The organism is Bradyrhizobium sp. 45, from assembly GCF_023073155.1.
GTDB lineage: Bacteria > Pseudomonadota > Alphaproteobacteria > Rhizobiales > Xanthobacteraceae > Bradyrhizobium > Bradyrhizobium canariense_D.
This window is the reverse complement of the sequence record NZ_JADPIX010000070.1, coordinates 1-22637: the sequence shown is the minus strand read 5'-3', so window position 1 is coordinate 22637 and position 22637 is coordinate 1. Positions and strand designations below refer to the sequence as shown.

The 22637-nt window shown below is 58.3% G+C and carries 22 protein-coding genes; 8 read left to right on the top strand and 14 right to left on the bottom strand.

The genetic code is table 11. The annotated features are described in order from the left end of the window. Positions 1 to 145 precede the first annotated feature (145 nt). The 3 genes from IVB42_RS13070 to IVB42_RS13060 form a co-directional block, all read right to left on the bottom strand. On the bottom strand, positions 146 to 1054 hold the full coding sequence (locus IVB42_RS13070; protein ID WP_247470337.1) for a LysR family transcriptional regulator: 909 nt from the start codon (positions 1052 to 1054) through the stop codon (positions 146 to 148). Positions 1055 to 1518: 464 nt separating this feature from the next. After that, positions 1519 to 2196, bottom strand: a complete 678-nt coding sequence (locus IVB42_RS13065) for an isocitrate lyase/phosphoenolpyruvate mutase family protein (protein WP_247470335.1) — start codon at positions 2194 to 2196, stop codon at positions 1519 to 1521. Between the two features lie 11 nt (positions 2197 to 2207). Further along, on the bottom strand, positions 2208 to 3407 hold the full coding sequence (locus IVB42_RS13060) for a pyridoxal phosphate-dependent aminotransferase (protein ID WP_247470333.1): 1200 nt from the start codon (positions 3405 to 3407) through the stop codon (positions 2208 to 2210). A gap of 538 nt (positions 3408 to 3945) precedes the next feature. On the opposite strand from IVB42_RS13060, the gene IVB42_RS13055 reads away from it, so the two are divergent. Next, positions 3946 to 4602 (top strand): ABC transporter substrate-binding protein, encoded by a 657-nt coding sequence (locus IVB42_RS13055; RefSeq protein WP_346732216.1) that lies wholly within the window; start codon positions 3946 to 3948, stop codon positions 4600 to 4602. Positions 4603 to 5090: 488 nt separating this feature from the next. Here the strand turns inward: IVB42_RS13055 and IVB42_RS13050 are convergent, their stop codons facing one another. Further along, positions 5091 to 5297: a cold shock domain-containing protein gene (locus IVB42_RS13050; protein ID WP_247470332.1), complete on the bottom strand. Its 207-nt coding sequence runs from the start codon at positions 5295 to 5297 to the stop codon at positions 5091 to 5093. 99 nt (positions 5298 to 5396) lie between these two features. Continuing rightward, on the bottom strand, positions 5397 to 5786 hold the full coding sequence (locus IVB42_RS13045; protein WP_247370292.1) for a hypothetical protein: 390 nt from the start codon (positions 5784 to 5786) through the stop codon (positions 5397 to 5399). Between the two features lie 952 nt (positions 5787 to 6738). On the opposite strand from IVB42_RS13045, the gene IVB42_RS13040 reads away from it, so the two are divergent. Then, on the top strand, positions 6739 to 8151 hold the full coding sequence (locus IVB42_RS13040) for an MATE family efflux transporter (protein WP_247470331.1): 1413 nt from the start codon (positions 6739 to 6741) through the stop codon (positions 8149 to 8151). A gap of 1679 nt (positions 8152 to 9830) precedes the next feature. Here IVB42_RS13040 and IVB42_RS13035 read toward each other — a convergent pair. Together IVB42_RS13035 and IVB42_RS13030 are read right to left on the bottom strand one after the other, a co-directional pair. Then, positions 9831 to 10226: a hypothetical protein gene (locus tag IVB42_RS13035; RefSeq protein ID WP_247370299.1), complete on the bottom strand. Its 396-nt coding sequence runs from the start codon at positions 10224 to 10226 to the stop codon at positions 9831 to 9833. A 223-nt stretch (positions 10227 to 10449) separates the two neighbouring features. Then, a complete protein-coding gene (locus IVB42_RS13030) occupies positions 10450 to 10647 on the bottom strand; it encodes a hypothetical protein (RefSeq protein ID WP_247370301.1) in 198 nt (65 codons plus the stop codon). Positions 10648 to 11419: 772 nt separating this feature from the next. Between IVB42_RS13030 and IVB42_RS13025 the strand changes: the two genes are divergently transcribed. From IVB42_RS13025 to IVB42_RS13010, 4 genes are all read left to right on the top strand, one after another. Next, complete coding sequence (locus IVB42_RS13025; protein WP_247284198.1) at positions 11420 to 11620, top strand: hypothetical protein; 201 nt, start codon at positions 11420 to 11422, stop codon at positions 11618 to 11620. Continuing rightward, on the top strand, positions 11607 to 11954 hold the full coding sequence (locus tag IVB42_RS13020) for an ATP-binding protein (RefSeq protein WP_247470330.1): 348 nt from the start codon (positions 11607 to 11609) through the stop codon (positions 11952 to 11954). The genes IVB42_RS13025 and IVB42_RS13020 overlap by 14 nt, the downstream gene beginning before the upstream one ends. Positions 11955 to 12155: 201 nt before the next feature. Further along, a complete protein-coding gene (locus IVB42_RS13015) occupies positions 12156 to 13730 on the top strand; it encodes a hypothetical protein (RefSeq protein ID WP_247470329.1) in 1575 nt (524 codons plus the stop codon). Then, entirely contained in the window at positions 13724 to 14077 is a 354-nt protein-coding gene (locus IVB42_RS13010) for a hypothetical protein (protein WP_247410950.1), read from the top strand. Before IVB42_RS13015 ends, IVB42_RS13010 begins: the two co-directional genes overlap by 7 nt. A gap of 653 nt (positions 14078 to 14730) precedes the next feature. On the opposite strand, the gene IVB42_RS13005 is transcribed toward IVB42_RS13010, so the two are convergent. Together IVB42_RS13005 and IVB42_RS13000 are read right to left on the bottom strand one after the other, a co-directional pair. Further along, the gene (locus IVB42_RS13005; RefSeq protein ID WP_247470328.1) at positions 14731 to 15984 is read right to left on the bottom strand and encodes a cytochrome P450; all 1254 of its coding nucleotides are present in this window, start codon (positions 15982 to 15984) and stop codon (positions 14731 to 14733) included. An 847-nt stretch (positions 15985 to 16831) separates the two neighbouring features. Further along, on the bottom strand, positions 16832 to 17035 hold the full coding sequence (locus tag IVB42_RS13000; protein ID WP_247470327.1) for a hypothetical protein: 204 nt from the start codon (positions 17033 to 17035) through the stop codon (positions 16832 to 16834). 319 nt (positions 17036 to 17354) lie between these two features. On the opposite strand from IVB42_RS13000, the gene IVB42_RS12995 reads away from it, so the two are divergent. Further along, entirely contained in the window at positions 17355 to 17612 is a 258-nt protein-coding gene (locus IVB42_RS12995; protein ID WP_247470325.1) for a hypothetical protein, read from the top strand. Between the two features lie 22 nt (positions 17613 to 17634). Further along, positions 17635 to 18774: a hypothetical protein gene (locus IVB42_RS12990; RefSeq protein ID WP_247470324.1), complete on the top strand. Its 1140-nt coding sequence runs from the start codon at positions 17635 to 17637 to the stop codon at positions 18772 to 18774. Between the two features lie 39 nt (positions 18775 to 18813). Here IVB42_RS12990 and IVB42_RS12985 read toward each other — a convergent pair whose 3' ends face one another. From IVB42_RS12985 to IVB42_RS12965, 5 genes are all read right to left on the bottom strand, one after another. Continuing rightward, complete coding sequence (locus tag IVB42_RS12985) at positions 18814 to 19413, bottom strand: hypothetical protein (protein WP_247470322.1); 600 nt, start codon at positions 19411 to 19413, stop codon at positions 18814 to 18816. 331 nt (positions 19414 to 19744) lie between these two features. Further along, complete coding sequence (locus tag IVB42_RS12980) at positions 19745 to 20014, bottom strand: hypothetical protein (protein ID WP_247470321.1); 270 nt, start codon at positions 20012 to 20014, stop codon at positions 19745 to 19747. 497 nt (positions 20015 to 20511) lie between these two features. Beyond that, on the bottom strand, positions 20512 to 20730 hold the full coding sequence (locus IVB42_RS12975) for a hypothetical protein (protein ID WP_247367554.1): 219 nt from the start codon (positions 20728 to 20730) through the stop codon (positions 20512 to 20514). A gap of 556 nt (positions 20731 to 21286) precedes the next feature. Continuing rightward, on the bottom strand, positions 21287 to 21427 hold the full coding sequence (locus tag IVB42_RS12970) for a hypothetical protein (RefSeq protein WP_247369848.1): 141 nt from the start codon (positions 21425 to 21427) through the stop codon (positions 21287 to 21289). A gap of 179 nt (positions 21428 to 21606) precedes the next feature. After that, on the bottom strand, positions 21607 to 21795 hold the full coding sequence (locus IVB42_RS12965) for a hypothetical protein (protein WP_247470320.1): 189 nt from the start codon (positions 21793 to 21795) through the stop codon (positions 21607 to 21609). Positions 21796 to 22637: the final 842 nt, after the last annotated feature.

The following is a 22637-nucleotide window of genomic DNA, read 5'->3' as shown; positions in this document are numbered from 1 at the left end:
CAACCCGCACACATCATCGCATGGTCCTTCTGGCGCAGAGCTCACCAGGCTGCCGCTCAACGCGCCCACTTCAAATCAAAAAAGCAACTGTAATGCTAGCATTATTCAAAGCATCGATCGAACTTCTGCTAACACCGATACGCGGTTAGGCGGCTTCCGGAGTTGCGGCCTTTTTACAGAGCCGAGCGAGCCATCGGCAAAAGGCACGAGCGATGTCGGGATTGTCACTTCGGTCCACCGCATAGGCCCGATACTGCATGCCGCTTGAAGTACGTGATCCCGGTATCACATGGAGCGCCCCTGTCCGCACGAGATCGCTGACAATAATTTCGGGCGCCACCAGCAGGCATTTTCCGGTCATGACGGCCGGCAAAGCAAGGTAATTATGATCGTATCGCGCCCCCGACTTGATCTCCCGTGCGGAAAGGTTCATGGCCCTAAGCCATGTTGGCAGTATGTCGGGCCGCGATGTGATGTTCAGAATTGGCATTGAATGGACAGTTGAGAGCGTTTTTCCCATGACATGATTTGGAGAACCTACGCATACGAGCGTCTCATTGTAGATCGCCCAATCGTCGGCCGGTTCAGCGATACAAAGATCGCGAGTGAGCAAGATGTCGAAATTGTCGGAGGATCTCGGCGGAGACAATGAACTGATCACGTCGACGACTACGCCGCCCATCTCAGCAGAGAACGCCTGGAGATTCGGAATCAGAAAGGAGTATGCGAAGGTGGAAAGAGACGTGTGGACCACGAGTCGATTGGCGTCCGTTCGGATCCGACGCCGCATCCTTTTCGCGGTGAAACACACTGTGTCAAGCGGTTCGGCAACCGCGTTCGCGAAGAGCCTTCCGAATTCAGTCAATTCGTTCCGCCGGCCTCGCCGTTGCACAAGATCGGTGCCAAAGTAGTCTTGTAACACAGCCAAATAACGGCTGACCGAGCTCTGTGTCGTTCCCAATGTGCTCGCTGCACGCGTTACGCTTCCCTCGCGCGCAATGGTCACAAACACCCGTATAGCATTGAGAGGCACTTCATTGTGTTCGGCAGCCATTTTCTGCTCCGGTAGTCCTGGAATGTCCGCTGATTGTCACGGCGGCGCCGGAAATGAATGCTCCATCACATTATTCGATGCGTGTAGCCGGATTACCGCTTATGAACGATATCTCACGCGCAAAGTCCGCCTTCTTGCTACGGTTCGTGCGGTCTGGCACGCAACTACCGATTCCCGTCGACGGTTTTTTAAGAGGTGATCTCGAGGTGCCGCCAAGCGGGCTAACCGCTGATGGAGCAGTCGACATCGAGGGTCGTCTAGACGACAGGACCACATCTTAAGAGCGTTTAGAGTGCGCCGGAGCAGAGCGCGGTCCTGAGTTCGTTCAAATCTCGACAGCAGTATCAGTCGCAGCGTTCAGCGAAGGAAGCGAGCTTCAGCCGCCTTAACCTCTTGCATATTCTGGATTCTTAAGATCTCATCTACCGGCAGAATATCCTGCGTAGACGTTCTGGGCGCCGCCGTCAGCGATGATCCGTCGGGACGTCTCCTGCATGGCGTTCGCAGCAGCACGGATGCCGTAATTGCCATAGATCATCATGCTGACATTGCCCAACGTTTTGACCCGCTGTGGAGTCGAGGTCAGGGTAGGCGTTCGGCACGACCACCAGCGGCACCGCTCCGGTCCAGGCGCGCGAAAAGCTTTCGATCTCGGAAGGATTCGTCATTTTCGAATGGATCAGGATCATGTCCGCGCCAGCCTCCGCGCGCGCCGGACGCAGGGCCTCCGCTTCGCCGAGGCTGGCAATCAAGGCTTCGGTGCGGGCGATGACGAGGAAATCAGGGTCCGATCTGGCCGTTATGGCGGCCTCGCCGATCACAACGGCGTTGGCGCCGGCCCGCTCATATTCCGTGATAGTGTGAATGACACTGATCGCATTGCCATAGCCCGCATCAATGTCCGCGACGATCGGCAGCCTCGTGCGTCCGGCGATCGCCCGCAGCATGTCCAGATGCTGTGTCATTGAGATGAGGCTCGTGTCCTGCAGCCCATAAGGCACAGACAGCTCAAAGCCGGACGCCCACAGTCCGTCAAATCCGGCTTCTTCCCGCGAGAATCGCCGAAAATGGGCTGTGGGCGGCCATGATGTGGACCAGGCCAGTCTCGGCCATGCGGGCGCGCAGGCTTTTGGCAGGGACATCAGATTGGCTTTCAGGACAGGGTCGCGCAGGCGGCGATGATTCGGTCGCAGGCCCGGTTGAGGTCCTCGAACGAGGAAGCATAGGAAATCCGGATATAGGGCGAGGCCATGAAGCCGCTGCCGGGCACGACAGCCACGGCGAAAGCGTCGAGCAAATACATCGCAAAGTCACTGTCTGTTTCGATCAGCTTGGCGTCCGGCGTGCGCTTGCCGATGACCCCCTTGCAAGAGGGGAAAACATAAAAGGCACCGTCCGGCACACGGCAAGCAAGCCCCTTGGCCTGGTTCAGCTTGGAGACGACAAGGTCGCGGCGCTCCAAAAACGCGCGCACGAACTCTTTGATATGGTCCCGCCTCCCTGACAGCGCCTCGAGCGCGGCATGTTGAGAAATCGAGCTGGTGTGCGAAGAAGTCTGGCCCTGGATGAGGTTCATGGCCTTGATTAGCGCCAGAGGTCCGGCACCATACCCGACGCGCCAACCGGTCATCGCGTCAGCTTTGGACACGCCGTTGACTGTTAGTGTGCGCTCGTAGAGATCCGGCGCGACTGCGGCCATTGTTGCGAAGTCGGCGTCGTAGGTGAGCTTTTCATAGATGTCGTCGGATAGCACATGCACATGGGTACGCTCGTGCAACACCGCAGCGAGCGCGAGCAAATCACCTCGGCTGTAGACTGCGCCGGTCGGATTGCATGGCGAATTCAACATCAACCATTTGGTGCGCGGCGTGATCGCCTTCTCCAGCGCTCGGGGGAGGAGCTTAAAGCCGTCGAGTTCGCTGCAGGCGACGAGCACCGGCTTGCCGTCGGCCAGCACCACCATGTCGGGATAGGAGACCCAGCATGGCGTTGGGATCACAACCTCGTCGCCCGGATCGAGGCTAGCGAATAGGGCGTTGAACACGACCTGCTTGGCGCCGCAGCCCACCGTGATCTGGTCAATACCGTAATCGAGGCCATGATCGCGACGGAGGCTCTCGCCGATCGCTGCCCGCAGTGGCTTGATTCCGGCGACCGCCGTGTATCTCGTCTTCCCGTCGCGGATGGCTCGGATGCCAGCTTCACAGATAGCGGACGGCGTGTCGAAATCCGGCTCACCCTGGCTGAGCGCAATCACGTCGGCGCCCTGATCGCGCAGCTCGGCGGCGCGAGCCGTCATGACCTTGGTTTGAGAGGGACGGACGAGATTGAGCCGATCTGAAACGAGAGACAAGACACAATATCCTTCGAGTTCGAATGAGCGGTTTCGTGGCGTCTATCCGAACGCGAACGACCAAACTAACCGGGGGATCGCGGCATTGGATAAAATCATCGAAGATTACAATAATCGTATCGCTTCTTCGTGCGGCGCTGTTGGGCCGTTCGCAGTGCGTTGCGTCTTCGCTCTCCCTCTTCATCAGCCTGCGTTAGAAGTGCCAACTATCGCATCTTCGCAAGCTTACATCGAATTATTCGATAGTGTCATCCTGCCGCAGCAGTTCAGGTTTTTAGGGTCGTACACAATCGCGAATATGCCTGATGACACAAGCGCCCAATTTCGGTGGTCACCAGTGTCAGTGCCGATCTAAGAATTCGCGGGCGTGGCATTCGTAGGAATGGAAGTGGAACCGGAGGGGGTGATGACCCATATCGAACTGACGTGACGGCAAGCCATCGCAGGCCCGGTTGCCGCAAGCGTGTTGGCCAGCACAGGCGCCGGTGCTGTGGAGGGTGAGCCTAAGACATTGACGCGTCGCCGCCTGAAGGTCGGCATGTCCGGATTTCCGCGATCGTTAGACCCGGTCATCGCGACCGATACTGCCATTCGCCGGACCATGCCGCAGCTTTTGGATACGCTGATCACCTTCGACCATGCCCATGATATGGTGCTACGGCCCGGCTTGGCCGAGCGTTGGGAGCGGATCAATGCGCAGTCACTGCGGCTGTTCCTCCGCAAGGGAGTGGCTTTCCATGACGGAACGTCTTTGACGGCCGAAGATGTTGCCTTTAGTCTTGGTCCTGACACCTGCTCGGACCTGGACGCCGCGGAATGTCCGAGGCGCTTCACTCGCTTGATCGGCTCGAGAAAGTCGAAATCGTTGATCCTTTTACCGTCATTGTGCATGCCAAGGCGGCGACGCGCTCCTCGAGCAGCGTTTGGCTGCTTGCGGATCGGAGATCGTCAGTCAGCGCGCCTCGTGGCGGCGGGCTCGTGGGAGCGGTGGACCACAGCCCCTGTTGGAAGCGGTCCTTACAAGCTCGTGGACCACAAGCTCGATATTCGTGTCTCGCTGGCTGCCCACGATTCGTATTGGGGCGGTCGCTCCCCCGTTCGATGGCATCGAATAGCGCATCCTTCCCGAGCTTTCCGCGCGCGTGAACGGCCTGCTCGCCAGCGAGCGGACCCGGAAAAGAGACGGTCTATCTGACACCTGACGCGATCCTGGTTACTGCCGTAAGATTGTTGCCGGGTTCGGCTACGAAGACATTGAATTCATGTTTCGAAGCGCTCGCTTTGTCGAGGAAGAGACGCCGCCCGCCGACGCGACTGTCGTAGACCAGACTTGGCGCTAGGTGAATCGCAAGGGCGGCCCGGACCGGCGCTTCAACAACAACCGGGAGCTACCGATCGGCCTATATGGCAAAATCGATCTTCGCGCGTCCAACGGAGTGAACCAGCGGATCCAGTGTTCGCGCTTGAAGCAGGCCGAGAGATTTGTCGCATCCCTCACTGCAATGTCTGTATTGAGAATGCGATCCCGATAAGCGCCTCGCACGGCGCTCCGATGCGCGCCGCTGATCGTGCGTCGGACAGGAAACGCCTCAGGCCGGGAGATTTGCTGAGTCGATGCTTCTCGCGCAAGCCAGAAGCTAATTCAGAAACGCCAAAACTTTGCAGATTCCTCAGGGCTGCCGATCAGCCGATGCGCAGATTTTCGGCGCTCATCTTGCCCGAACGACCAGCCATCAGCTCGTAGCTGACCCGAACGCCTTCCGCGAGATTGGTGTAGCCCGGCCTTCTCGACCGCGCTGATGTGAACGAAGATGCCAGCTCCCCCGTCTTCCGGCTGGTGAAGCCGTATCTCTTGGCCGCGTTGAACCACTTCACAGTCCCCAACGCCATTGCATTATTTCCAAACTGAAGTTCCGCGATCTAACTCGAAGAACTGCCTGACCATAAGGACGTCCGCGCGACTCCTCGCGTTGAGCGCCCGTCACGCGTCTACAACCGTTTACGCCAGGACGGTTTCTGCGGGCGATCGGTCGTGGCGGCGCAGCCGGCAGGCCGTCGCTCATCGCCAGCTGGCTCATCGGCCTGTGCCTCGGGCTGGCCTTGCGCCACACCTCGATCGAGCTTCTCAAGAACCTCAAGGACCTTCCGTCCCTCCTCAGTGATGGTCCAGTATCCCACCTCGCGGTCGATGAGCTTTTGTCCAAAGATATCGAGGTTCGGCTCGCGGCTCGCGATGCGCTTCATGCGCGCTGCCCACTCGGGTCCGCTGGTGTAAAAGATGGCCAAGTGCTGTTTGACGACTTCAAGAGCGGCTCGGCCGCCCGGCTGGCCGGCAAGTATCTTCAGTATGGATAGCTGAAAGCTCACATGCGCACGCAAAGATTCGATGAACTCCCAACGATACCGGCACTAGCCTCAGCCGGGTAGCGTACATCAGCGCTTTCAAACGAAAACCTTGCCGAATAAGGCTAACGAGGCAGCACAGTACCGCATTCATATGCAGCCTTTCCTGGACAATCCCGTGCAAGGCCCAAGAAGGGGAAGTCACGATCGACGTCTATGGCTTCCTAACTTGTGCCACCAATGTCGAGAGCACGTCATTTTCCAAGGTGCCAAGCCTGGGATCGAGGCCACGCAGCTCATCAATGTGATTGCATATCGATGTCTGTGATCCAGTCGAGCAAACGAGTCAATCCCGCTAGGTCCTCCTAACGGATGAAATCACGCTCGTCATGTGGTCGCATCGCCGCCCTCTCCCCGGTGAGCAGGCGATGCCGGTTGTCTTGTTTGCGACGTGCTGTCGATCTCCCGACAAGTCCGCTTGCAGAAGAGCGAGCATCTATTCAATTCGCCGCAGTTGGCATGGGCATTGAAGAGTGAGATGGGCGGCGTTGAAGAGCGAGATCCCATCGATTGTTCAGGAGTGCAGGGATGGCTTGCGGGATGATAAGTCTTCAGTTCGTGGCATGGATCGGGTCCGACTTCGGGCCTCCAATCTTTGGCATCAACGCAGTGGCCTGCGCATGAATCGCCTCCATGATCGGCCTGGCTCCATCCCGATGCGCGCCGTTTCCATTGCACGATTGCGGTGATTGGCCAATTCTGGCGCGGCATTTGCAACCTCTCCTTGGCGCTTATTGCATGCGAAAATCGGCGCCGTGCTGGTCGAAGCCCAGTGGCCAAGCCGTGGTCCGTTTTTGCGTCTAAACGTGCGGTCGCACGAGGCTGCCCGCGAGCAGCATCGCAGGCTGACCGCGAATTCACGTCAGAACGTAATACTCCGTGAAAGAAGCGATATTTCGTTCGCCGAGGCAAACGGCGGCCTGATGATATGGACAAGATAGCCAAGACAAAGCCGGCATTAAACTGGCGACCAGAAGGGACGAGACGGGCAGCTATCCGTCGCTTCTCTATCGAGCTCGGCGAAACCGCGAAGCTCGCGTTGCCAATGGTGCTGACGCAGGTTGCGCAGGTTGCGATGATGACGACTGATCTTGCCTTCATCGGGCGTATCAGCGCTGAGGCGCTCGCCGCGGCAGCGCTGGCAGGCCGGCTCTATCTCATTAGCGTCACATTCGGCGTGGGACTACTAAGTGCCATTGCGCCTTTGGCGGCGCGGGCGTTTGGGGAAAATAATCTAGGCGCGGTACAGCGCTCGCTGCGCATGGGCCTATGGCTGGCCCTGATCCTGTCATTCCCGATCATTGCTGTGGCGCTGCGAGCAGAGCAAACACTGCTTGCCTTGGGCCAGACCCCAGATGTGGCGCAGCTCGCCCAGCAATACCTCTTCGGATTAGCCCTCGGCACGGCTCCGGCACTGGCGTTTTTGGCTATCCGCAATTTCATGGGTGGGGTCAATCGGCCACAGCCAGTCTTCTGGATTACGCTATCCGCCATCCCCCTCAATGCGTTGTTGGTCTATATTCTGGCCTATGGGAAGCTTGGGCTGCCCCGGTTGGAACTGTTCGGGGCAGGTCTTGCGACCACGCTGGTCAACTGCGGCATGTTTTTGGCGGGCTTGTGGTTCGCTGCACTGCGCCGGCCGTTCCGTGAGTACCATGTGCTTGCGGATCTCTGGCGTTTCGATTGGCGCGCAATGCGGCAGCTCATCGCATTTGGGACGCCGATCTCCATCGCTTCATTGATCGAGTCGGGACTATTTGTAGCCACGTCGCTCGTTGCGGGCTCGATCAGCAACAGCGCACTGGCCGCTCACCAGATTGTTGTTCAGGTTTCCTCGACCCTGTTTATGATTTATCTCGGCATTGGGACGGCTGCTGCCATGCGCGTTGGCCATGCCGCCGGCCGCGACGACCGTGCAGGCGTCAAGCGGGCGAATCTGGCGGCGATGTTGCTCGGTATGGTCATAGCTACAACGCTAACGCTTACGTTGATCACCGTGCGTTTTGAGGTCGTGGAGCTGTTTCTGGGCAGAACGGCTCGCGATTCGGAGGCAACGATCAGCCTCGCTGCAACGCTCCTCATCGTCGGCGCAACCCTCTTTATCACTGACGCCGCCCAGTGCATTACGGCAGGCGGCCTGCGCGGGCTGAAGGACACGCGGGTGCCGCTGCTGTTTGCGACTATTGCTTGGTGGCCGATCGGCTTTTCCCTCAGCTATTGGCTCAGTCTGAAGATCGGTTTGGGGGCCGTCGGTATATGGATTGGCTTGTCGACCGGATTCACAATCTATGCGGCGATCCTCGTGCTGCGGTTCCGCCACTTAGCAAGTCGCCCTCTCTGAGGCGCGCGCATCACTGATGCCAGCGGCGACGATATGCCCGGGTGCTTGCCCGTGCGGTTGTGACCGGGGCGAACGCCCGGACTGAAAATTGAAGGTTTCGCGTCACGGCGCGACTGCAGGGATAACATAACAACGAATAGTAACTCAACTAGCATCATATTTTTCGATCATTTCATTTCAAAAAACGATAGCCAAAATGGTTAGCTCGTTCGAGTGCGAGTAGGAGTCCTCAAGGCGTCCCTGGCGATTGGCTTTCCAACTTGTCACTCCTGCCAGAATGGCTCAACGAGTCCCTCCCTTCGAGAGCAACGCCGGCAAAATCGAGCAGCCCAGCGGCGCGCACCGGGCGTCGATACGATCACGCTTAGTCAGGGCATATCAATTTTCGAGACGCCCACCGGTGTCTGCGAGCGCCACAGCTGTGAAATGCCAAGCACACGAGATGCATCGCATTCGCAGGAATCAAGCCGCCAGGCAAAACGATCTGCCGGCAGCATCGATCACGCTTGCTGGCTCAAGCGACGTCGACCAGATCAGGATCGGCTAGGGCGCGAGCAGGTTCTCCTGGACGCGGCATTTGCTACGCTTGCTTGCGGGGCCGTGCTATCGACGTTGCTGGACATCCTACCTGACGTCCTCGCCGGAATTGGGCGATCCTCGGGGCCTGTGATGAATTCCGTGGCTTCACGCTGTGCCCGCAGAGGTGCATCAGGCGATCATGATCAGACCAAACCACTGACCCCGCACCCTCCGTTCAAGACAAGCCGGGCCGATCTACAGCTGAGGAGAGCTGCTGGCGCTCGCACGCCGCTAATCCCGGCTCGGGAGCGGCCGTCGCGCTGGCCGGGCTTTGGTCAGCATGGCTGGGAGCGCCATACCCGCATTGCGCTCGTGCTAGCGATCAGCCTCGGCTCCAAGTCGATGGCGCTGGGCTGCGCCAGCCAGGTCCTGGTCGCTCCCAGTCTGCTACGTTCCAGTTAGACGAAAGTTTTACATGTTCGACCGACCGATCCGGAATCGGGTTCTCATCGTGCTGTTCGATGGGCTTCGACCCGATCTCGTCAAACCATCATTGACGCCGAATCTGGTCAGGCTGCAGCGCCGCGGTGCGGTGCGGTGCTGGGCAGGCAGCGCACCGTCTCGCCCAGCGAAACACGAATAGCGCTCACGAGCCTCGTCACTGGCGCGACGCCGGATCGCCACGGCATCATTGAGATCAATATCTCGACAGGCAGTCGCCCATACCGCGCTGTGTCGACACGAGCGACGCGCGCCTGATCGAGCACCTTGATGCCGCGAGCGACGGCCATCTAGTCGGTGTGCCATCACTTGGTGAGATCCTCGCGGCGAACGGCAGGACCTTCTCAGTCCTCGCTTCCAACTCGGCGGGGGGCAACGCGCCTGCTGAATCATAAAGCTCGAAAGCTCGGACAAGTGACGCTCTCCGGCCACTTCCCTTGCATCGCGACCTCCGCCGAGATGCTCAGACGAGTGGAGACCCTGCTGGCGCCGACGCCTGCGCCGCCGCCCGCCGGCAACCCAGATCTTGCCTCTCAAGCCTTCCTGACTTCAGCGTTCCTCGACGTAATCTGGCCTCAAATTCGGCCCGAGGTCGCAATCCTCTCCTTCCGCTGCTGGTCTCGTATATCTTTTCAACCGTACGAGGTACGTCCTGTCCATCATCGATGAAGATCTCTGCGAGCGCACGACCGGTCATCGTTGCCCGTCGCGAAAGGCCCAGAAGACCGAGCACTGTCGGCGCAATGTCGCAAATGCCTGAGGGAACTTGCGAGACGAAGTCGTTTTTCGATCAGCGGTCCCGCCAAAATGCCGACCGACGACATCTCGTTGGCATGCCACCCGCCGTGCACTCCGAAGCCGACCGCCCCATCCGCACTCAAGGTGCGGCCCATAACGCCAAATGGATCGAGACCATCCGACCGGAACGAGAACAGAATGTCCGCCGATAGGGCATGGTCGGCGAACACCAAATGGCGGGCAAAGCTGGCCGCTGCAATGCCATAGGCCGCGCCACCCGCGGTAAGCACCGGACCACACCAGGGCCGCTCGATCATCGATCCTACTGTGCGGCGGATAACGGCGTCCGATGGCTCGGCGGTAAATTGCTCCGACTTGGCCAAGTATGACGATGGCATCGATGCCGGCCGCCGGTGCCGGGCCGCAGCGCAGCCCGGCAGCCTCGAGCGTCTCAAATAGATCGGCCCGCGCATGCACCGTCACATGTCCATGATCGGAGGCGGCGATCAGGTGCACGCCAAGGGAGGCGCCCTCAGCCTTCTACCAATCGAGCACGCGGCGCAACTGCCGATCGACAAAGCTGATCGCTGCCATCGTCTTTGGCGCGCCAGTCCCACAATCGTGCGAGGAAATATCGGGCTTCCCGGTGCATACCGGCAGCACCTTCGTCGTGTGCAGGTCGGTGAGGCAGTCTATCTTGATTTTGCTGGCCTCGTGGGGCGTCCCAATAACTGACATAACTCAAGCTCGATCTGCGTCCCGCAAGCGCCGGTCTGCTGCCACCGATGGTGAAATTCGTCGAAAAATTCGATGGAGCGCCAAATTTAAGCGCTGGCTCGAGAGTCATTGCACTAATTCAAACCCCCATGTTTGCTACCACATACGAACAAATGCACCCATCTCCGTCGGGGACCGATTTATGTCGAAAGTTTCACCATTTCATTCAACGAAGCCTGGTGCGCGAAGCGTCTATCACGACAACGACAAGTGTACCGAGGGCAATAACATCGAACGGCAGAATCTCGCCTCCGGCACCGGAGGGCGGCCGCGCTGCGAACATTGCGTCCGCCTAGCCTAGTTCGCAGCTGCCGTGGCGGGTAAAACGAGCCCCGCCACGGGCCTGGGGCAGGAAAATATGTCAAGCTTGGGAGGGCAGCGTTCTTTGCTTCGTTCGCGTCGGCTTGGCCTCCGCGGTGTGCTCGCTGACTCAGTTCAAGTCAAACTCAAGCCGAGGTCACTGCAGATCTTTCCGATGGTCGATCGGTCGGCTTGATTGATTTTCAGGCAGCGCTTTCAAGTCGGCTTCATTGTGCCAGATGGGTGGCTCAGTTCTAATCTCAATTTCATTTGGCGAAGCGTTCTGGGCGGCTTTGCAGGGCTAGTAACGTAAGCGATTAGTGGCGCATTGTGCACAACCACTAGGCCACGTCCGAAATCGCTGTTTGTCGAGACGTCTCGCGATTGACGCTGCCGCACAGAAGCAGGTGGCCAGCCCAGGAATAGCAACCATATGGCCGCTGACGATCTTCCCTTTTCATCTACGGTCTCATCCGTTGTCGATGCCTTCTTGAAAAAGCTCGAGGACCAGAAAACCCTTTCGCGGGCGTCTTTGTCGGCGCTGCGAAAGGCACTGGCGGATCATCAATTGGACGCCGAGAGCCTACGGGCGGCCATTTTCAATGCTGCTGAGCCGACCAATGATCCAGATTGAAGAAATCGAAATTGTCGAGTTCCGTGGAATTCGTCATCTCAAGCGCTCGTTGGGCCGAAGGAGTTTTGGCATTGCGGGGCCGAACGGTACTGGCAAGAGCGGCATCGTGGATGCGATCGAATTTGCCCTCACCGGAAACATCACTCGTCTCGGCGGTGCGGGCACGGCGGAGCTGAGTGTCAAGGCGCACGCTCCACATGTCGACGCGAGCAAAAAGACCCGAAACCGCGCTCGTTCGCCTGCAGGTCTATGCGCCCGCTCTCAAAAAGAGCTTCATAATCGAGCGGAGCGTCAAGAATCCAGGCGCCGCGGTACTCAAGCCGAGCAGTGCTGAAACAGGGCGCTTCTGGCGCAGCTCGAAACCCATCCTGAGTTCGCCCTGTCTCGTCGAGAAATCATCAAGTATATTCTCGTTCCTGCAGGCAAACGATCACAATACGTCCAAGAGCTGCTGCGCCTTGATCAGCTCGAAAAGCTGCGGGTCTCACTCCAACGCGTCGCCAACGATGCAAAACGCGACCACGGAAGGGCCGAGGTGGAGGATCGGCGGACCAAGTCCGATTTCTTTCACCATCTCGGCATTGCCACTCCAAACAAAACTGATCTGCTTGCTTCTGTAAATGCTCGTCGAGCTGTGCTGAAGCTCGATCCTGTGGCGGACCTCGCGCCGGAAAATGCGTTGAAGGTAGGCATCAATCCAGATGCCGAGCACGAGGCGTCGCAGCCATTCTCCAAGCTCGGCGCCAAGAATGACCTTGCGAGCTTCCTGAAGAGGCTGGCTGTCTCGCAGGAAATAACCATAACTGGCGCAAAGTCGGATGCAGTCGCCGCTCTCGCCCAGCTCACGGACGATCCGGCCCTGTTAAGGGGTATCAAGCAGCGCGCTTTGGTTGAGCGGGGTCTTGAGCTGGTCGAAGGAGACGCTTGTCCACTGTGCGACGGTCCCTGGGAGATGGCCCTCCTGGCAACACATCTTCAAGAGAAGATCGCAAAGGCAGATGCAGCCTCGACGGCATTGAAGCAACTGGCCCTGGCGATCGACCCCCTCGCGGCTCACCTGCGGGCGATGGCGCTTGACGCGGGCAAAGTGGCCGAATGGTGCGAAAAGGCCAGTCCTCCTATAGATGCCACGTCGCTGCGGTCCCACGCAAAGGCCCTCGACGGTGACCGCGACACACTAGACAAGGTCGTCCGGGACCCGGCAGCGATCGCCCACGCGCTGCAAGCCCTTGGTCGACTGGGGGCATCGCCCGCGGTCGAGTTGCTTCAGCCCGCCGATCGTCTGGCGGCCTATATCGAAACGCTCTCCGACCCTTCAAAGGAGCAAGAAGCCAAGGAATTCTTGATCGTCGCCCAGGAGAAATACGATCAATGCCGTGGGACGCAGCAGACCCTCAATATCGCGGCCCAGCAGGCCGAAACAGCTTCTGCGGTGTTTAGCCACTACGGTACGGTCAGCACCGCAATGTTGGAAGGCATCTACGACAAGGTGCAGAAGGACTTCACCGAATACTACAGTTTCATCAACCGCGACGATGAGGCCAATTTCGAGGGCAAGCTCTCTGCATCATTCGGCAAACTGGCCTTCGATGTCGACTTTTACGGACGAGGCAGATTTCCTCCCGGGGCCTACCACAGCGAGGGCCATCAGGATGGCATGGGGCTTTGCCTCTATCTTGCACTGGTGAAGCACACGCTCGGCGATGGATTTACGCTTGCCGTCCTCGACGATGTGCTGATGTCGGTCGACGCCGGCCATCGTCGTGAGGTTTGCGCGCTCCTGAAGCAGAAATTTCCAAACACGCAGTTTGTCCTGACCACTCACGACGGCGTGTGGCTCAAGTTCATGCAGAGCGAAAAGCTGGTTCAGAGCACTCTTACCTTTGGCGGCTGGACGGTCGACAGTGGCCCACAGGTCTGGAACGAGGGTCACGTCTGGACGCAGATCCAGAAACACCTCGCCAATGACAATGTATTTTTGGCGGCAGGGACTTTGCGACGTTTTATCTGGAGTTCACCTCGACGATCCTTGCGGATAATCTGCGCGCTCGCATCGAATATCATGGAAACGGACAATACGACCTGGGCGATCTCTGGCCCGGGGTGTTAGCCGCATGGAAGGCCCGTCTCAAAGAGGCGCGCGACTCCGCCTCCTCGTGGGGGAAAAATATTCAGGATGCCGAAGCGCTCCAGATAGAATCCAAAAAGCGGGTGGCGGCGACAAAGTCCGAAGAGTGGATGATCAACAAGGCGGTTCACTACAACGCCTGGGCGGACCTGCAATCGAAGGAATTCGCTGCGGTCGTGAGTTCGTTTCAACAGTTGCTTCAACTGATGCAGTGCCCCAACACCGATTGCGGCGAATTCCTCTGCGTTTCGCCTATCAAGGGTGACAAGGAAGTGCTCCGCTGCAGTTGCAGTGCTGTCAGTCTCAACCTCGTGCCGAAGAAGAACTGATGCTCCTCGCCCGGCCCAGACCGTCGCTGACGCGTGTATGTGAACCTGTGGCCACGCACCCTCGAGGCCGGACCATGCGGTGAAGTTGGTCCGCTCGTCGCGCCGCGCCGGCTCCGGATCGACCAGCAGCGCCGATGACGGATCGCGATGATCGCGCATTCATTGTGGCCTGACACCGCCAAGATGATGGGCGCTGCACCTGTGGTTGGTGCCGAGGATGATGGCCGCAGGGGTTCAGGATCAGGCCGCACGCCGGTCGGCGGCCGGCTTCTGCGCGGGCAGAAGGCCACTGAATCGCGAACAGTGCATTCGCCGGACCGGCTGTCTTCGAAGCGATAAGCCGCCACCGGAGGACCGCTGCGACCAAAGGTTCGGGCTTGCGGGTCTCTTTGCCGCTTACCTATCACCTTATACGCCCGTGCTCCGGTCTGAACCTGATTGTGACAGAGTTCCCGGACATGGACTTGATGCCTGAGAGATGCGTCACGCGAAGCGTAGTGGCGGACCAAGTTGGTCAAGAGGTGCGGGCTCCAGCCGGGATGGCGATCTTCAGCGGCGCGCGCCGGTCCGCGTGCAATGGCGTAACTGGTCATCAAGAGAGCCCGACGACGGTCCTGCCGTGTAGCTCACGCGTCATTTCAGGGCGTCAAAGCCTAGACTATGATTCGGACCGGGAGTGCGGAATAACCGTGCACGAAGTTCGATGCAACACGCTGCGGATCGCCAACGACCTCGACCTCCATGCGTTTATTCAGTAGCTCCTCCCAGAGGATTTTAAGCTGCAGCCGCGCGAGATGTCGACCAAGGCAACGATGGATGCCGTATCCGAACGAGAGATGTTGGCGCACGTTCTTGCGATCGATCGTAAATTTGTTGGCGTCCTCGATGACCTCATCGTCCCGGTTGCCTGAGATGTACCACATCACGACCTTGTCGCCTCGCCTGATTTGTTTGCCTCCCATGATGATGTCCGCGGTGGCGTTGCGGCGCATATGTGCGATGGGCGTTTGGTATCGAATAATCTCGGACACAGCGCTCGACACCAAGGCGGGATTATCTCGCAGCTTTCGTAGCTCGGAGGGGTGCTGGTTCATGAACAGCAGGCCACCGGTGATCGAATTGCGCGTGGTGTCGTTGCCCCCCACGATCAGTAGAATGAGATTGCCAAGAAACTCACGTGGCTCCATATGCCGAGTCCCGGACGAGTGTGCCATCATCGAAATGAGATCAAATCGTGGCTCGGCATTTATCCGCTCCCGCCAAAGCCGAGTAAAATATGTCAAGCACTCGGACAGGATTGCGCTTCGCTTGCCCCAGCTGTCGATCGCCTGCCCAACCGTCGGCGCTGCAACGGCTACGTCCGACCAGTACGTTAGGAGCCGGCGATCCGCGAACGGAAAGTCGAAAAGTGTGGCCAGCATCTGCGTCGTCAACTCGATCGAGACCATATCGACCCAGTTGAATGCTTCATTGCGCGGCAGGCCGTCAAGGATTGTTCTAGCGCGACTGCGGATTAATCCTTCGAGTTTTTCCAAATTGTCCGGTGCGAGTATCGGACTTACGGTGTTGCGCTGCGCGGCATGTTTGGGAGGACCTGCCTTGATAAAACTCGGTGTCCAATGTTCCTCGGGCACGTCGAGGATCGTGACACCTTGCGCTGACGAGAATATTTTATGATTTGTGTCGACAGCCACGATATCGCGGTATTTGGTTATCGACCAATATGGTCCGTGTGGGCTGTCTTGGCAGTGGTGAACGGGATCTTCCCTTCGCAGCCGCTCGAAGCAGGGCCATAAGCTATCATCTTGAAATCGTCTAGGTTCGCTTACATCTAGATCTTTCAACGGGATGCCGCGCACATCTTCGCCTCCGCGCACGTTAAAGGGCGTTTTCATGACCGTGTCCATTTGGTCTTTTCTCTTTGGAGAACCCGATCTCGACAGGTCGTAACCGCATGGATTGCGTGCCGAGTGCTTCAGTTGGGAAGAGCTTCTCGCCGAAGCGGCAAAGAATATTCAAAAAACTCAGCGGCGCCCCCTACCAGTTCCGGCAGGAGCGAGATCGCCGCCACTTTGTCTATGCGAGCGGAACGCCGCCAGATGAGTCGGCCACGTCTCATTGCGGAATAGTCGCGGCGGCCCGCTTGAATTGTGGCCGCTGCGAAATAAGGCCTGACTTCGGCATGCTCAATCTGAACGACGCGATTGGGCAGGGGACCGACGCGGTGGTCGCGGTCGCGCGGTCAATCAAACAGAAGATGGAGATGTTTGGACCGCGCTTGGGCAATGTTCCAGCGGCATGTCAAAGACCAAAGCAACAATTCCTTCGGCGCCTTGCGCGCCGTCAAATAACCAACTGATCCGATCCAAGCACGGCCTTGGCCGCGGCGGCTTCACCATTTACTATCCTCGCCGCTGGTGCTGCTAGGAACGTGCTCCCACTTTACTTCCTTGATAAACGGCATCGTCTAGCTCGCTCGTGTGGTCAGGCGTGTGACGGGGCTCCCGATCTGTGCCAGGAGCTCGTCAATAGTTAGGCACGGCGCCTCTGGCGCGACGCTCTGCGCTTCTCCGGCAGTACAGGGATCGGAACGTGCGGAAGTGAAAAGACGCCCCCGCCCGCCAGCCCGCCCTACACCGGGGAGGTGATGCATGCGCTGTTGCTGGAACACGTGACTGGGCAAGCGTGCTCGCACATCGTGGCGGTCGGCCGCTTGAAACGGATTCCTGGGTTGAAGCATACCGGAAAAGACAACTACGCCTGGTTGTTCAAGGGCGAGACGATTTTCTGCCTGCCGTCGGGCCCGAGCCTCATGGCGGAGATCTGCCAGCGTGTGCGCGGCCGGCGGTCGATGGCCATCAACTTGTCGGCCGTGCTGGCGCCCTGGGCGAGCGTGCTGTTCTTCACGGAATCCGGGTACGAGCCGCGGCGCCAGTTGGTGGCGAACTGGGATGGCATGGCGATCGCGCTCGGCGCGACGCGGGTAGGACCGGGAGCACTGCCACGACGAGTACAAGGGCTGGGCCCGCGATTCCGAGATCTATTAGCGCGAATTCGTTCCGGGCTTTGCAGGCTGGGACGAGGCCGCACGCGCCGTCGGTGTCGAAGTCATCAACGCGACTGAAGGCAGCGCGCTGAAGGAGTTTCGGTTCGCGTCGCTCAACGACATCCTGAGATCGGCCGCTTAAGATGACGCAGCAAGATTTAAACATCGGGCTCTCCCGCGAGCAGATCCGGGCGGCAGTGCAGGCCGACTTCGTGGAGCTCTAATGCCGCTTTGAATTCCGAGTACGGTACCAACCTGGTGCCGCGGCTTCTGAACAGCGGGCTTTTTGACAGCCAGGTGCTGGACTTTACGCGGGTCAATTTTGCGGACCTCTATGCTGCGGTGAAGGCGCAGGGGCTCACCGGAGCTCCTGTCTTCGTGCCGGCCTATGCGATCGTGGCCAGCGGCTTGCTGCTGCCGGTCGCGCGCTATCTAAATGCCGGGCTCAAGCGATCAGTTGCGCGCTGCGACGCAGGCGAACTTCACTGACCTGTACACACTCCTTGGGGGAGTGAACGCCTACAATCCCGTAGTGGCGCTCGGCAATGATCTGCTTGCATGGTGGGACGCTGACGCGCACTATTGGGGCGCGAACGGCGGCATGACGATTGCGACGGGGGGTTCTTCTTGGCGGGACATCGTCGCTGGATACAGCGCGGTTCAAGCTTCGGGGGCAGCGCAGCCGGTGTTTTCCAGCACTTCGTTCAACGGCTCCCCGGGTTTAACGTCTGACGGTATCGACGACTGTCTGGTGTGCACAGACGCCGCGCTGCTCACCGGCCTGCCGGCAGGGGACGCGGGCGGCGAATTGTGGTCGCTGGCGCAGAACGACAATCTTGCCGGCGCAACGTTTTTCGATCTGTTCGGCTATGCCAACGCGTCGCAAAGCGACGCTCGCACGATCGGAAGGATCGCCACGCCAGTCTGCGGCCGAACGGTTTTCGGAACCGGCGGCGGCAACGTCTCTGTCGGCGGCACCACGCTATTCTCAGGACGCCGGGTGATCAGAGGGGCCTATAGCTCCGCTGGCACTGTGCTGTTCATAGACGGAGCGCAGGAAGGGGAGCTTGCCCGGGACGCCCGCCACGGCGGCAGCCCGCGTCGCTCTGTTTGCTCGCGCGCTCGCCACTCCGTCAAACTATTGGACCGGGATCGGAGCGGCCTTTCTTATCACCAAGCCACTGAGTGCCACCAAAGCAGCGGTCCTGGCCTCCTATCTCATGTCGCGAAGGAACCCCTGATCATGACCGCTCACTATGGTGTCACTCTTATTTCTGCTGCGAACAAGAACGCAATCAACGTCGTGCTCGCCCTTTGGGTAGGAGACAATCCGGCCGTCTCGCAGAATGTCAGCCAGCCGGCAAATCAAAGCGGCGACATCGGCGATGCGGCAACGTACTGGTTTAGCGGTCGTCCCTACGACGGCGGCGAACTCTCGGTAATTCAGAGTTTGCCAGGCAATATGCCAGTTGCGACCTGGCCTGTGCAGGGGGTGGCTGGGCCAGTCAGTGAAGCAGAAGCTATCGCGGCAGCGGCAGCTCTGATCGTAACCATGACGACTCGAGACAGCTACACGACGCAAGAGGCTCAAGAGACACTGGCCGCCTCGTTGAGCGCTTTGGGCCTGAGGCGAGCTGAATCGAAGAGCTAGTTTGACTATTCGTGCATCGTCCATCGCGCGTCACGTCGCTTAAGCGGGTATGGCGTCGAAGTCGATGCGCCCGAACCGGTTCGGTTGATCTTTGATATCCGACCAGTTGAAGTCGTAGATTTCATCCTCGGCCCAGTCGGTGGGATAGTTGACTCTGAATAGCTCGCCGATCGAAGCGCGCATCGGCTGATAGCCGTTGGACCAAACTATTGCTGGTGTGCCAGCGCCGAAATCTTGTGCACCAAACTGAGACGTGACGATCATCAGCAGACCGGCGACGGACAGGATCAGATTCTTCAAATTAGCCTTCTTGAAAGCATCGTGCCTATCATGCTTGCTGGTGTTGTAATCTTGGTACCAGGAAATTGGGACGCCCTTTCCGTGGGGACTCGGAAGTCCACGTAGAGGTCGCCACTGTTCGAAAGGTCGCAAGGTCGGCGGCGAAGCGCTCCAAATAGGTAACATGACTTCGTAGGACGACAGGTGGTGTGTAGCCTCTACCCTTCGATGGTCGACCATATTCAATTGCCGGCCGCTGCGGCTGCAATTGTTCTCGGCTAGGATCACCTTGAAATGTGCTTCAATCTCGATGCAGGTCCGCATGAAGAGCGAGTGGATCCGGAACGAGTAGGCGCTCATGCACTCGGCGCTTGGTGTTCGACGTATTCGAATATTGAACGAAGATCGTCCTGGATCAGTGTCAGTGCACGAACATAATGTTCGGCGTCTCTCGCGTAGTCGCGATCGAGGATGTAGGCCAAGCTGCTGTAACCCGAGTTCGGTCCATCTGCGATTCCTCGAAAATTCCGGTGAAAGGGCTTTGCAACAGGCATCTGGCCTCTCCTGAGTGCTTGATCCTACGAGCCCTGAGCAAGCTGTGTCCACTCCCTTCTGGACAGTGCCTTTCCGAGAACAATCTCCCAGGGCGGTGCATCAAACGAAGCACATAGGTGCAGGCATTTCGGTATGGTCATGGCTGCGAGAGAGCGGATTTTCCTAGCTTTTCGATAATCTGCTGAACGCAGGCCGCCATTTCTTCCATCACTACTCGGACCGGCCGGCTTCGAAGGACTTCGACTTCTCCAAACGAGAGCGAACAGCTAAAACGCACTGCGTCTTTTGAGTTTTCGATGGTGTCTTCATCTTTCGCGGCCGCTTCGCTGCTCCAATGCACGGGCGGAAGGATGACAAGACCTTCGGGGGTCGATTCGATTTGTTGATCGATATGCACCTCTTGCATCGCGAAATCTTGCTGGATAAGAGGGCGATGCTTTCTACGATGTTTAGCTCGTGCAGGGCACGGATCAGGTATCCCTTGCCCCCACAGTATGGCTCGCATTCACGAATAATCTGCACGAAATGTTGGGGTACCCTGCGACATTGCTTCTCTAAATTCTTTTCGAAATGTGCCGCATCTTTCCCATGGGGGAAGTACGTTCCGTCTGCAGCTTGGCCGCCTAATTCTGCGCATACACATGCTGCTTGGTCCAATGCCGACCGTAAGATTGTAATGAGCGCGCTTCAGCTTCATTGAGCAGCTGGCAAACGGGTTTGCGAGGTTCGCGTTGGCCATGGGTCTTCTCCGAAAATGCCATCTTAGAAGTGTTTACGTGAGAAAGTTACTTAGGGTTCCTCTCGGCTGGACAATCGCAGCGTAAATCTCCCCTCGCCAACCGTCCACTCCCTCAGGACAGGCGGTCCACTCCCTTCAGGGCACCGCGCTTCGCCAACAGCCGCTCACCCCTTTAGCCGCTTAAGCAACGCAACGCGCTCGTCGTTTAGTCCCCGAAGATATTGAGCATTGGAAAGCTGCGTCTCCTGCCACTCGATGCGGTCTTCCGCGGTCCAGAGGTAACACTCGCGATCGAAGCGAGCTTTTTCGGCCTTATCGAATTCAGTGTAAAGTTTGATATCACGTTCCACCTGGTCCAGTTGTTCCTGGATAGTTCTTGGCATCAGCCGTTCCCCTCGGCCTTGCCTCCAGCCAGTGTTAGTCTTTGGCTGAATCTATGTTGGCTAGCAACATGCGGTTCGCTCTCCTCGGTAAGTAGACGCATAGTTTGTTCGTAAAGGTTATTGCGTAAGATTGTCGTCATCTGCGCGACTGTCGATGCGATCTGGTTCGCGCAGATGGCAGTCCTTCCACTCTCTCAGGGTATTGGCTCTCTCGTTGGGAGGCGAGTACGTGCTGGCCTTGCGGCGCACAACGGGAATTTCTGGTCACTTCTTCGAATCACCGCCACTCTGCACCAGGGGATACGCAGGATGGACGCGATGAGCGATGCGCTGCTGATTAGCCTTGCGATTTGGGGAATGATCGGCTGCGCGGCATTGAGAGTGCTCGCGCTACTAGGCTAGCTCGTCGCCCCTGAATCATACCGCCGCCATCCTGGGGATGACGGCGGCCTGCCAATGGTCCTAATAAAAGGTGGGGCGGCCACCCAATACGCGAGCCGGTAGCGGCATGATCCTTATCCAGATCCGGGGCGTGCGCAAGCCTGATTGGCTCGTCTCAAGCCGCCCGATCAAGGCATTCCGCGTCGAGATCTGCGATGACATCCTCGAAAGCTGAGATGGTCTGCTGTATGGCTGCAATCTTCTGCAGTTCGTCATCGCTGATCGGGCCGATGCGGCTCTGCAGCGCCACGACCATTCGCGGCGACGCTCTTTGAGTTGAACAAGGGGCAGGCCATGGTCAGGTAGATATCTCATGAGTGCCTCCACTGATGAATGCTCAAACAGCGTACCGGAAGACTGCTGAAGGACGGTTCTAAAATCTCGGTCAAATTTTAATGGTAATCTTCTCGGCAATCGGCGTGTCGCGCGAAGCTGCTAGGAAGCTAGCCAATAGACAACTTTGATGGAAAGCGTGCCCAGCACGTAGAGCCATCCCGCCATCGCCAGCATGATGCTGAGGAAAAAGCTCACTCCCCAAATCCACTCGAAAAGGTGCCAATTGCCCGCGATCGGCAACTGCGTAGCGACAACGGTGTTCTCGTTCGACTGATCGGCTGAAACCATGGAGCGACCCGCAATACTTGGACGATTGGAACGGCCGCAGCGTCGCAGTCCTCTCCAGTTCCAGCATTTTCATAGGTGAATCCGGCCACTCCATTAGGGCGCCGGTCGCGCCCTTCGGGAAGTCCGTCGCATAGAAGCGGCGCGTGCCCGGTTACGAGTGTCAGGACAGATATCGATATTCGCGAGACTTCGGAGTTTTGGTGTCGATTGTAGTGACGGTGCACCGCAGGCGCGTCGCTCCGCTTCTTTGATCCGCTCTCGAAGTTCTTCCAATTCTGAGAGCCGAGAATTGAGTTCGTTCAACCGCTGGGCAAAAAGGACACCGCGAGAGCTCTTCATCAATGCCTCCAACACAAAACAATGAAAGCCAAAAAATAGTGCAGGCGCAACGTACGAGGGAAAGTAAGCGTGTATGACTTTAGCCCGGCAGTCTGTGCACTTTTGTGAAACAGCGCACATTTTTAGCCGCATTGAACTTTGCACTTTGTCAGGTGCCGGTCCGCTTCCTCCGCCAACCGTGCGGGAATGCCGAAAGCTAGCACGGCGCGAATATCATCGTTCGCCGAAACTTGAGGCTACCTGCCCATACGGGCGGCAGGTCTAGCGTTCACTCCCTCAGGGAGAGTTGGCCAAAATACAACCATACTCGGAGTACAGAATAGGGAGCGGCGACACAGAGCGCGACTGACTGCTAAGGCCCGACTGCGGCGGGGGTTTCTCCTCCTTTACCCCGCCGCGCCCAAAATCAGATCTGCTGCAAAACGTCGGGCGTCCTCTTCTTTCCTCGCGCAATCAAGGAACAAGACTTGACAGTTCAAATCGGCGTCAATGGCCACTCCATG

What these genes read in the sequence shown, in the direction of transcription:
- IVB42_RS13070 (WP_247470337.1), bottom strand. Translation starts at nt 1,054, where the DNA reads ATGGCTGCCGAACACAATGAAGTGCCTCTCAATGCTATACGGGTGTTT.
- IVB42_RS13065 (WP_247470335.1), bottom strand. Translation starts at nt 2,196, where the DNA reads ATGTCCCTGCCAAAAGCCTGCGCGCCCGCATGGCCGAGACTGGCCTGG.
- IVB42_RS13055 (WP_346732216.1), top strand. Translation starts at nt 3,946, where the DNA reads ATGTCCGGATTTCCGCGATCGTTAGACCCGGTCATCGCGACCGATACT.
- IVB42_RS13050 (WP_247470332.1), bottom strand. Translation starts at nt 5,297, where the DNA reads ATGGCGTTGGGGACTGTGAAGTGGTTCAACGCGGCCAAGAGATACGGC.
- IVB42_RS13040 (WP_247470331.1), top strand. Translation starts at nt 6,739, where the DNA reads ATGGACAAGATAGCCAAGACAAAGCCGGCATTAAACTGGCGACCAGAA.
- IVB42_RS13035 (WP_247370299.1), bottom strand. Translation starts at nt 10,226, where the DNA reads ATGATCGAGCGGCCCTGGTGTGGTCCGGTGCTTACCGCGGGTGGCGCG.
- IVB42_RS13030 (WP_247370301.1), bottom strand. Translation starts at nt 10,647, where the DNA reads ATGTCAGTTATTGGGACGCCCCACGAGGCCAGCAAAATCAAGATAGAC.
- IVB42_RS13025 (WP_247284198.1), top strand. Translation starts at nt 11,420, where the DNA reads ATGGCCGCTGACGATCTTCCCTTTTCATCTACGGTCTCATCCGTTGTC.
- IVB42_RS13020 (WP_247470330.1), top strand. Translation starts at nt 11,607, where the DNA reads ATGATCCAGATTGAAGAAATCGAAATTGTCGAGTTCCGTGGAATTCGT.
- IVB42_RS13005 (WP_247470328.1), bottom strand. Translation starts at nt 15,984, where the DNA reads ATGGACACGGTCATGAAAACGCCCTTTAACGTGCGCGGAGGCGAAGAT.
- IVB42_RS13000 (WP_247470327.1), bottom strand. Translation starts at nt 17,035, where the DNA reads ATGCCATCCCAGTTCGCCACCAACTGGCGCCGCGGCTCGTACCCGGAT.
- IVB42_RS12985 (WP_247470322.1), bottom strand. Translation starts at nt 19,413, where the DNA reads ATGAGCGCCTACTCGTTCCGGATCCACTCGCTCTTCATGCGGACCTGC.
- IVB42_RS12980 (WP_247470321.1), bottom strand. Translation starts at nt 20,014, where the DNA reads ATGCAAGAGGTGCATATCGATCAACAAATCGAATCGACCCCCGAAGGT.
- IVB42_RS12975 (WP_247367554.1), bottom strand. Translation starts at nt 20,730, where the DNA reads ATGCCAAGAACTATCCAGGAACAACTGGACCAGGTGGAACGTGATATC.
- IVB42_RS12970 (WP_247369848.1), bottom strand. Translation starts at nt 21,427, where the DNA reads ATGGTCGTGGCGCTGCAGAGCCGCATCGGCCCGATCAGCGATGACGAA.
- IVB42_RS12965 (WP_247470320.1), bottom strand. Translation starts at nt 21,795, where the DNA reads ATGGTTTCAGCCGATCAGTCGAACGAGAACACCGTTGTCGCTACGCAG.